The 9,986-nt window shown below is 69.4% G+C and carries 10 protein-coding genes; 4 read left to right on the forward strand and 6 right to left on the reverse strand.

Annotation, left to right across the window (positions count from 1 at the left end):
- Positions 1–111 precede the first annotated feature (111 nt).
- From B4K29_RS11990 to B4K29_RS12000, 3 genes are all read right to left on the reverse strand, one after another.
- Entirely contained in the window at positions 112–354 is a 243-nt protein-coding gene (locus B4K29_RS11990) for a type II toxin-antitoxin system Phd/YefM family antitoxin (RefSeq protein WP_286967425.1), read from the reverse strand.
- Positions 355–550: 196 nt separating this feature from the next.
- Entirely contained in the window at positions 551–1,186 is a 636-nt protein-coding gene (locus B4K29_RS11995; RefSeq protein ID WP_286967427.1) for a DUF4352 domain-containing protein, read from the reverse strand.
- A 589-nt stretch (positions 1,187–1,775) separates the two neighbouring features.
- Positions 1,776–2,261, reverse strand: coding sequence for a lamin tail domain-containing protein (locus B4K29_RS12000; protein WP_286967429.1), 486 nt, complete (start codon positions 2,259–2,261; stop codon positions 1,776–1,778).
- Between the two features lie 292 nt (positions 2,262–2,553).
- On the opposite strand from B4K29_RS12000, the gene B4K29_RS12005 reads away from it, so the two are divergent.
- From B4K29_RS12005 to B4K29_RS12015, 3 genes are read left to right on the forward strand one after another with little or no spacing between them, the layout of a single operon-like run.
- Positions 2,554–3,510: a cyclase family protein gene (locus tag B4K29_RS12005; protein ID WP_286967431.1), complete on the forward strand. Its 957-nt coding sequence runs from the start codon at positions 2,554–2,556 to the stop codon at positions 3,508–3,510.
- The gene (locus B4K29_RS12010; protein WP_286967433.1) at positions 3,507–4,790 is read left to right on the forward strand and encodes a hydroxyacid-oxoacid transhydrogenase; all 1,284 of its coding nucleotides are present in this window, start codon (positions 3,507–3,509) and stop codon (positions 4,788–4,790) included. The genes B4K29_RS12005 and B4K29_RS12010 overlap by 4 nt, the downstream gene beginning before the upstream one ends.
- A 49-nt stretch (positions 4,791–4,839) precedes the next feature.
- Entirely contained in the window at positions 4,840–5,520 is a 681-nt protein-coding gene (locus tag B4K29_RS12015; RefSeq protein ID WP_286967435.1) for a nucleoside/nucleotide kinase family protein, read from the forward strand.
- A gap of 67 nt (positions 5,521–5,587) precedes the next feature.
- On the opposite strand, the gene B4K29_RS12020 is transcribed toward B4K29_RS12015, so the two are convergent.
- Positions 5,588–5,977, reverse strand: coding sequence for a winged helix-turn-helix transcriptional regulator (locus B4K29_RS12020; RefSeq protein ID WP_286967437.1), 390 nt, complete (start codon positions 5,975–5,977; stop codon positions 5,588–5,590).
- Positions 5,978–6,075: 98 nt separating this feature from the next.
- On the opposite strand from B4K29_RS12020, the gene B4K29_RS12025 reads away from it, so the two are divergent.
- Positions 6,076–6,678, forward strand: a complete 603-nt coding sequence (locus B4K29_RS12025; RefSeq protein WP_286967439.1) for an NAD(P)-dependent oxidoreductase — start codon at positions 6,076–6,078, stop codon at positions 6,676–6,678.
- Between the two features lie 1,305 nt (positions 6,679–7,983).
- Here the strand turns inward: B4K29_RS12025 and B4K29_RS12030 are convergent.
- On the reverse strand, positions 7,984–8,499 hold the full coding sequence (locus B4K29_RS12030; RefSeq protein WP_286967442.1) for a hypothetical protein: 516 nt from the start codon (positions 8,497–8,499) through the stop codon (positions 7,984–7,986).
- Between the two features lie 421 nt (positions 8,500–8,920).
- Positions 8,921–9,814, reverse strand: a complete 894-nt coding sequence (locus B4K29_RS12035; RefSeq protein ID WP_286967444.1) for a hypothetical protein — start codon at positions 9,812–9,814, stop codon at positions 8,921–8,923.
- Between the last annotated feature and the right edge of the window lie 172 nt (positions 9,815–9,986).

The following is a 9,986-nucleotide window of genomic DNA, read 5'->3' on the forward strand; positions in this document are numbered from 1 at the left end:
CATCGGTGGATCGAGGCTTAAGGAGTCGCTGGGCCTTGGGCTTGAGGCCCGAGGCCGCGAGATGTTTGGCATCCTTCTGCGCCTGGCGCGAGTAGACCAGCCGCCAGCCTCTCACCAGTCGAGCTCTGTCGAACCCGCCTCGACGCCCTCGGCGCGGGCCTGCCGGATCGACTCGGCATATCCAGGCACGGTCTCCAGGTAGATCGTCTCCTGGATGGCCTTCCAGTCCGCTTCCCCGACCAGGACGGCGTTGCCGCGCTGCCCGGTGATGGTGAGGGGCTCGGAGTCTTCGTTGACCTGGTTGATCAGGCGGTACAGGCTGGCGCGCGCAGATGTAGCGCTCACTGCGGTCATGGGACCACCCTCCACATCCAGCGTACGGCATAACGTACACATCAGGTCGACGCCAGCAAGTCGGCCGCCGTGGTCAACGAAGGCGGAGATCAAGGGGTGCTGCGTAGGCAGGCCGGAGGCGGATGGCGCAACCGGCGGAACGGCCGAGCAGCGCGCCTCGCCCCACCCGCAATGCCAAGGCGCGGCCGCCTCCCTGCTACTCGACCTTCCAGTCACCGATGTTCGAGAAGTCCACGCTAACGATCTTGGCGGCCTTCGGGACCTCGTACGAGACGACACCCTTGACCGTACGACCCGCACCCAGATCGCCGCTGTTGAGCTTCGGCCCCATTGCCACATCCTGGAAGAAGCCTTCGTTGTACTGCTGACCCTCGGAGTCCACCAAGGACCAGTTGAACGGGTTGTAGGGCACTTCGCCCTTTGTCCCCGTGTACTTCACTTGGATCGAGAACAGGCGCTTTCCCGACTCCACCGAGCAATATGAATCAGCGCACCGGTCCCTGTCCTTCACTGCGATCACTGTGACCGTCCCCTGGCCCGTCTCTGAGCTATCGAGACGCGAGGTGTTGTTGAAGGGGAAGGCGGTTCCCATTTTCATGCCGTGACCGTCGCCCGGATCATCCGGCGCCTCAGCCTGCGCGGCCGTGGGCGTCGATGTTGGTTCCCCAGTTGGGGCGCCACCCGCCGTCACCGTCGCTGTCACTGTGACGGTGGCGGGTGCAGGCGACGCAGTGACGGTTTTCATCGAGCCGGACGTCCCGCCCAGCGAGCCACAAGCGGCGATGAGCGGTATGAACAACGCCAGACTGAGGGGCTTAGCGTACTTGATCACGTCGGCCAACTCTCGATGTGGGGGGTCGTCTCGCCAACTGAGGCGAAAACCCCAGCGACTTATTATGTGCGCCCGCCCGTGTCATCCGCTGCGAGTTGCGATGTTGGCCATCAGAGATGATCCATAATGACTATGCCAAGTGGCATGACCAGCGCATATTCCCCAGTCTGGATGGGGGGCAGTTCGGCATACGGCCTGATCGCCGGGACTGGCCCGACCACCCACGCGAACCCGTGGCTCAGATGTTGACAGCGGATCCTGCGTCGGGGTCATCCTCGTGACCTCTCCCCGTGGTGCGCCACCCAGGGCACAGCCGACCCCTGAAGGAGATCCATGCCTAACCTCCTGACCACCGACGGCGTGCGCCTGACCTACACGGACAACGGCACCTGACCACTCGGCGTCTGCAGCGTGCAGCGGACCACGGGGGTCGGGCGCGTCGGTGCGCCCGAGCAGGGCGCCCCAGAAGCGGGCGCGGCGGTCGGGGTCGTCGGCGTCGTGGACCACCGCTGTCAGACGTGAGGAGATGCGTCGGTGGTAGGCGCAGCCGGGACGCGGCGCCCACGCATTACGGCTCGCCTCGAGCAGGTCAGCAGCTGACGAACCCGGCGACGTTCTTCGTGTAGGTGCACACGTCCAGCCGGACGTTCTTGGGGGAGTGGAGGCTGGCCATGTCGCCCGTGTTGTTCCACTTGTGGAAGCCCTGCTTCCAGTAGAACGCGGCGCCGCGGTTGGTGCCCACGCCGGTGTAGACCGTGACGGTCGTGCGGGCCCCGATCACCGACCCCCGCGGGAAGACGAACCGGTTCCCGTGGGTGTCACGGAACCAGTAGCCGGTGACGTTGATCGCCTTCGCGGAGGTGTTGCGCACCTGGAGGTACTCCCCGTTGACGTTCTTCTTGTCGTCCTTGACCTTGGTGCCACCCGCGTCGGCCTGGAACCTCGCCAGCTGCAGCGGCGGCGGGGGCGGCGCGGCGGCCGGAGCGGCCGAGGCAGCGGAGGCGGGGACGACAGACACGGCCAGGGCCGCAGCCAGCACGGCAGAGGCGGAGGCGGAGACAGAGGCAGCGGACATGCGGGGTGGGCCCTTCGGGTGGTCGGTGTCGTCGGGAGGTCACGACGGGTTCATCCTGCGTGACGGGTCCACCCTCGTGCGCGCCAGGTGCCTCGATGACCTGAAAGATGGCCCGGAGTGACTAGCCCGGACGCTAGCCCACGCGCTGCCCCACGGCGCCAGCACGTCACGGGGTCGCGCGGCGGGCCCCGGCATACGCCCTGATCCCGGAGTAGCGGTGTCCGGGCCGACGGGGTCTACTGGTGCGTAGGGCCGCGACGAGGCGCCCACCCCTCAGTGCAGGAGGACGACGATGACCGATGCACCCTCGATGAACGAGGTGCTCAAGGACGCCCCCAGCAACTGGGGCAAGTGGGGTCCCGACGACGAGGTCGGCGCCCTCAACTACCTCACCCCGGGCGAGGTGATGCGCGGGATCGGCAGCGTCAGGACCGGCCGCGTCTTCACGCTGCAGCGCATGATCGGCGACCCCAAGGGCGACCCGGTCTGGCCCGGCCGCACCCCCGCGGTGCGCACCCAGATCCTCGACGAGTCCAACTGGTACGACGGCGCAGGCGGCCCCGAGTACCCCGGCGGCCTGCACTACGCCGACGACAAGCTCGACGCCTTCCTGCAGGGATCGACGCAGTATGACGCCCTCGGCCACCTCTGGTACGACGGCAAGATCTGGAACGGCTACGACGCCGACACCACCGTCGGCGGGCTCGACAAGGCGTCGATCATGCCGATCGCTGAGCGGGGCGTGGCCGGCCGCGGCATCCTGCTCGACATCGCGCGGTGGCGCGGCAAGGAGGCCCTGGACCCGGCCGAGACGTTCACCCACGAGGACCTCGTCGCGTGCGCGGAGGCGCAGGGCACCCCGATCGAGAAGCACGACATCCTCGTGGTGCGCACCAACTACCTCAAGCACTTCTTCGACAAGGGTGACGCCTTCTACGACGACTTCTGCGAGCCGGGCCTGACCTACTCGCTCGAGCTCGCCCAGTGGTTCCAGGACATGGAGATCCCCAACCTCGCGACCGACACCATCGCCAACGAGGTCACCTACGACCCGGGCTCGGGCGTCGCGCTCCCGCTTCACTGCGCGCTCATGCGCAACCTCGGCGTCGCCCTCACCGAGATCTGCGACCTGGAGGAGCTCGCCGCGGACTGCGCCGAGGACGGCCAGTTCACCTTCTTCTACGTCGCGGCGCCGCTCAAGGTCGCCAAGGCCGCGGGCACCCCCGTCAACCCGGTGGCGATCAAGTGAGCGAGCACGCGCACCAGGAGACCGTCTTCACGTACGGCGCCCCCCAGCTCAAGTTCGGGCTCGGCGCGTCGGAGGAGATCGGCTACGACCTGTCCCTCACGGGCGCCAAGCGCGTCCTCGTCGTCACCGACCCCGGCATCGCCGCCACCGGCACCCCGCAGCGCGTTGCCGAGCAGATGGCCCGGTTCGACATACGGGCCGACGTCTTTGACCAGGTGCACGTGGAGCCGACCGATGCGAGCCTGCAGGAGGCCATCGACCACGCCCGCGCGCAGGGCCCCTACGACGCCTACGTCGCGGTCGGTGGTGGGTCGAGCATCGACACCGCCAAGGCCATCAACCTGCTGATGACCAACCCCGGCGAGCTCATGGACTACGTCAACGTGCCCGTCGGCGAGGGCCGCGACCCCGTCAACCCGCTCATGCCGCTCGTGGCCGTCCCCACCACCACCGGCACGGGCGCCGAGAGCACTACCATCTGCGTGCTCGACGTGCTCGCGCAGAAGGTCAAGACGGGGATCAGCCACGCGCGGCTGCGCCCCACCCTGGCCGTCGTGGACCCGCGGCTGACCCTGACCCAGCCCGCGGGGGTCACCGCGAGCGCCGGCATGGACATCCTGTGCCACGCGCTCGAGAGCTGGACCGCCAAGCCGTATGCCGCCTACCCCCGCAAGCAGCCCGAGCAGCGCGTGCCGTACTGCGGCGCCAACCCGGTCTCGGACATGTGGTGCAGCCGCGCGCTGCAGCTGCTCTCGCACGCCTTCCGCCAGGCGGTGCATCACGGCGACGACGAGGACGCGCGCTATGACATGGCGCTCGCAGCGACCTTCGCGGGGATGGGCTTCGGCAACGCCGGGGTGCACCTGCCGCACGCCAATGCCTACCCGATCGCGGGGCAGGTCAAGGACTTCCACCCCGACGACTACGCGGGGGACGAGCCGATGGTGCCGCACGGCATGTCGGTGTCGCTGACGGCGCCGGAAGCCTTTCGGTTCACCTTCGACACCAACCCGGACCGGCACGTCGAGGCCGCCCGGATGCTCGACCCGGACGCCCCGATGACCGACGACCCGGCCGACCTGCTGCCGACCGTGCTGTCCCGCCTGATGCGCGACATCGCGCTGCCCAACGGGCTCGGCGCCGTCGGCTATAGCGACGCGGATGTTGACGACCTGGTCACCGGCACCATGAAGCAGCAGCGCCTGCTCAGCGCCTGCCCCAAGGAGGTGACCGAGGACGACGCCGCCCGGGTGTTCCGCGGGTCGTTCGAGATCTGGTGAGCCGGGTTGGGGGGCGGCCGGACTCGACCGCTCACCCGGGTGGTCCCGTATGACGACCGCCACCCTCTCGCAGCTCGTCGAGACGCTCGTCGAGGGGCTTGGCGGGCCCGGCTCGGGCGAGCGCGGCCCGGGCGGGGGCCGGCGACTCGGCCTCGGAATCACGGGGGCGCCCGGCGCCGGCAAGACCACGCTGGCGCTGGCCCTCCTGGACGCGCTGCGCGCCCGGCACGGCGAGGGCTTCGCGGCGCACCTGCCGATGGACGGCTTCCACCTCGCCGACGCGCAGCTCGACCGGCTGGGCCTGCGCGAGCGCAAGGGAGCGCCCGAGACCTTCGACCGGGACGGGTACGCCGCCACCCTCGCCCGGGTCAGCACTGCCGACGGGGACGTCTACGTGCCCGGCTTCGAGCGCGAGCTGGCGCAGCCCCTCGCAGCGGCCCTGGTCGTGGAGGCGGCGGCGCGCGTCGTCGTCTCGGAGGGCAACTACCTCCTGCTGCCGGGGTGGGAGCAGGCGCGCGCCGCGTGCGACGAGGTGTGGTGGGTCGAGCTCGACGACGCGGTGCGCCGCGAGCGGCTGGTCGCCCGGCATACGGCCTTTGGCAAGCCGGCCGCAGCGGCACGGGCCTGGGTGGACGAGGTCGACGGGGTCAATGCCGAGTTGATCCGGGCGACCCGGTCGCGCGCGGACCGGGTGATCCGCGAGACCCCCGACAGCTGGGTCCTGTCCTGATCGTGAGGGTCTGGGCGAGGAATGATGGTCCAGACCCACACGATCTGGGGGACGTCGCCGCGAGCGGTCAGCCGCCGTCAAGCGCCGGCGCAGGGCCCAGGTCGTAGGACGAGCGCGCCTCCAGCACCTCGCCCGCATGCTGCTCCGCCCAGCCGCGCAGCGCGTCCAGCGGCTCGACGAGCGTCAGCCCCAGCGTGGTCAGCTCGTAGTCCACCCGCGGCGGCATCGTCGGCTGGGCGCGCCGGCTCACGAGGCCGTCCCGCTCCATGGAGCGCAGCGTCTGGGTGAGCACCTTGGCGGTGACGCCGCCCACCTGGTCCCGGACCTCGCCGAAGCGCGCAGGCCCCTCCGCGAGCACCCCCACCACCAGCGGGGTCCACCGGTCGGTGAGGTGGCGGAGCACGCTGCGCGAGGGGCATCCGGGGTCGAGGACGTCGAAGCGGGGCTGGGGGTCCACGACGAATCTGCTCCTGGGGGTGATGGTTACCTTGAGGTACTTGGTTACCCATCCATACTATCGTTGGTCCAGGCAGCACATCATCACAGGAGGCAGACATGAAGATCACCGTCATCGGGGCCACCGGCATGGTCGGTCAGCGCGTCGTCGCGGAGGCACTCTCCCGCGGCCACGAGGTCGTCGCCGGATCGCGCCGCGGCACTCCCGTCGACGGGGCCGAGGCCCTGACCATCGACCTGTCCGACACCGACGTCGTCATCGCCCAGATGGCCGACAGCGACGCGACCGTCATCGCGGTGCCCCCGGCACGAGACGGCGGCAGCCACGAGCCGACCCTCGCCGCGCACCGCGCGCTCATCGAGGCACGTCCCGAGGGTCGCCTCCTCGTCGTCGGCGGAGCCGGTGCGCTTCAGGTCGGGGACACCCAGCTGCGCAACACCCCGGGCTTCCCCGCGGAGTACAAGCCCGAGTCCGACACCTTCGCCGCCGTGCTCGACCTCTATCGCGCGGCCGAGGGGCTGGACTGGACGATGCTCGCCCCCGCGCCGGTCATCGCGCCTGGCGAGCGGACCGGGCGCTACACCGTCGAGCTCGACGTGCCCGCCGGCGACCAGGTCAGCGCCGAGGACTTCGCGGTGGCCCTCATCGACGAGCTCGAGCGCCCCGCCCACCGCGGCGAGCGCTTCACCGTCGCGAACTGACGGCGGCAGGGCCTGCTCCGGGCGGGTCGTCATACCGTCTCGCCGGACCGGGAGAGCCCAGAGACGCTCGTATGCCGAGCCGCCATACCCGCCCGGACGGGGCGAACGCACGAGATCGGGGCTGCTTCTGGTGGCTATCACCAGGAGCAGCCCCGATCTCGTGAGCACCGGTCAGGCGGAGGCGGGGACGTTGGCCAGGGGATCGGCTGGAACGTCGGCGGCTCCTCGTCGGGCGTCAGCGCATCGCAGACCACGAACACACCGCCGCCGACCCCGTTCCCCCAGCAGCCCAACAGATCCTCAACGCCATCAAAGCCCACCCTCAATCACACACCCCGGTGGCACGAGTGGGAAGCGATGTTGGGAGAAACCCTCACGATCTGCGGGGTGTCGGGCGAACCGGCGAACCGGAGGGTCCAGGACCTCGGGGATCAGCAGGGGAGAACGCCCGCGGGTGCGCAACACGATCCGCTGCAGCGCCAAATCACAGCGACGCCAGGGGGAGCGTGTGCGTGCCAACCCGACGCAGGGTCGACGTCAGGACTCTGTCGCCCCGCGGCCTCACAAGGCATGCCCGGCGTCCGTCGATCGTCGTCGGGGCCGCCATGAGATCCATCCCCCAGGAATCGTGCGTCGCGTCGATGAAGGTGGCCGCGGCGGCGTCACACCCCGGTGCTGAGCCGGCACCTGGGTCGTCCACCCGCACGACCTCGTGAGTGTGCGGGTCATGACATCCGACCTCGAGAGGCGTCCCCGAACGATTGTCGTAGCACAGACGCAGGAAGGCACCCTCGGCTCGCTGCAGTGCACCCCTCATCGACTGCTGGACCGAGGCCGGGAAAGTGACCACGCACCGCCCGTCGGACGCCGATACCGAGATGCTGCTACGCAGCGGGTCACCGCCTGCAGTACCGCCCAGGTAGGACGCCAGCTCGCTCGGACCGCAAGTCGCTGGCGTCGTACTGATGACTTCTCGGCGGTGCTCCAAGTCGCACGCCACCGGTCCGCTAACCCCAAGGCACGTGCCGATTCCTTGCGGAGTTGGCGGCTCCGTTTCTGGTAGGGGAGGAGTCGCCGCAGCCAAGGTCGGCGACGGCACCGTGGTAGACCCTGAGCTGCCTGCGGTGGTGGTCACGCCCCCTCCTGGGGGAACGAAGTAGATGAAGACTCCCCAGACCACCGTAAGAACGGCGCAGATGCTCGCGATGACGTTCCACCTGATCTTCTTCTGGTCGCTCCAGCGCTCTTGGACTTGGACTGGCGGGAGCAGGCCAGCTCCCCGGGCCGGCTCGAGAGGGTCCTCGCTCATCTGACCACGACGTTGGACAGAACGGCCTCCACTCCGCCCTTGTACGAGCAGCCCTCCACCTTGTCGTCCAGGAAGAGGCGGATCTTGAGTGCGTTGACATCACGCAGATTGATGCGCGTGAACGCCTTGATCTTGTTGAACGGCACGGTGTCGATGTCCACTTGCTGACCATTGGCGACGACCTCTGCCGTCAGCCTCTGGTCTGAGCTCTTCGACGAGTCTGATTGTGAGACGTCGAAGTCAAGCTCCGTGAACTTGTTCTGCAGGCGCAGCTCGATCCACTGCACCTGGGACGAGTCGCTGCCGCATCCCTGCACTAAGCTCGCCATGCCCTGCACCCCGACCTTGCCCGCGAAGTTGTACTTGTTCTCCTGCCAACCATCCGTCTTGGCAAAGACCTGCGAGAGGCTGATTCGGTCGTCGGCGCTGATGGGCGGCAACCCCGTCTCGGACTCGGACGGGGACCCGGACGTCGGTCCTGTGTCGACCGACGACACGGCGGCTGGCGTCATGGACGTCGCGGACGCCGACCCAGCCTCGGTCGAGGTCGTGTTCGCCGATGCTGTTGGTGCTGAGGACGTAGACTCCCTCAAGGGTGCACTCGCCGAAGGTGATGTCGTCTGCTGCACCTGCCCGGCTGAGCAGCCCCCTGCCGCTACCAGCAGTGCGATCAGACCTGTCGCAGATGACAGTCTCGATGCTCGTCGCACAACGACCTCCCCAGCTCTGGCGCCCATGAGAACTCTCCCAATCTAACCCGAACGGCCTAGTCGCGCTCGCCGAGCGCATGCGACGCCGACTACCGGCCACATGCACGGCCACCTCGTGGTTGCGACTCCCATCAAGCGGCCTCGTCCTGGCCGACCATCGGGCGAGCGGGCACTCCGGGCAGGCACTGAGCTCGGGCACACCCCCGCGGGCGACCCGGACGTCCTAGACACGTCGTGCCGTGGCGCACGCCTCGGCAAACACCATGGGGTAGGTCGTCCGCACCGTCACCCACCCATGCGCCAGGTGCTCGGCGTCGAGCGCGAGGTCGGCCTCACGGGCGTCCTCTACGTGGAAGGCCCGCCGGTCGTGCTCCAGCAGCACCCGCTCGTCGACATACGCACCGTCGCTGCGATGACCGGTCTCGAGCACCACGTGCTGGCGTCGCGTGGGCGGCAGTCCGTGCGCCCGCTCGACCCGCGTGAGGTAGCCGTGCTCCAGGAAGCTCGTCGTCCCGCCCGCCGCGTCCTCGAGCAGACCCTTGAGCAGCGCCCGCCGGCGATGTCGTGATCGCCCCCGCAGCCGCTCGAGCAGTCGGTCCGCCGTCGTGAGCTGGCGCTGGCACGCCCTGGTGACCAGCCCGATCCCGTAGCCGTCGCTCCCGCGCCCCGCCAGGTCCAGCACGACGTCCTCGATGCGCAGCACCGGCATCGACCGCGGCAGCGGCTGGGCCAGCACGCCCGGCCGGTGCCGAGTGAACCGGAACCCCGGCTGGTCCCGCACCCGCCGCGCCTCCGGGACGGCGATCTGGATGAGCGCCGGCGCCGTGTCCTCCAGGCCAAACAGGTATGCCGCCGCCCGCCCGGCCACCACGGCACCCTCTCCGGCGTAGAGCAGGCCCGCCCACGCCCGCACCTCCAGGTCGAGGGTGTCGGGGCGGACGTGCACGGGCACGTCCAGGCAGTAGACGCCGGGCAGGACCCGGCAGTACCTGGCGAGGATCCGCTGCACCGCGTGTCGTCCGACACCGTGACGGACCAGCTCGGCCCAGGTCACGACCCCGCGCCGCCGCCTGGCCAGGGCGCGCACCTCCTCGGGGATCTCGGTGGCCGCGTGCATGCCGCCACCCTCGCGCGTCTCGGAGCGCAGTGTCCGCACCCGTGGCGGCCCTGTGGATGACGGCGAGGAAAGCCGTCGAGCCCCCACGAGCTGTGGACAGAAGGCACGCCATGTCTCGGTGGAAACCTGAGCACCCCGATCGCGGAAACTTGGCTCTTCTGACGCTTCCGTG

The sequence above is a fragment of the Arsenicicoccus sp. UBA6765 genome (genome assembly GCF_002453335.1).
Classification (GTDB): Bacteria; Actinomycetota; Actinomycetes; order Actinomycetales; family Dermatophilaceae; genus Arsenicicoccus; species Arsenicicoccus bolidensis.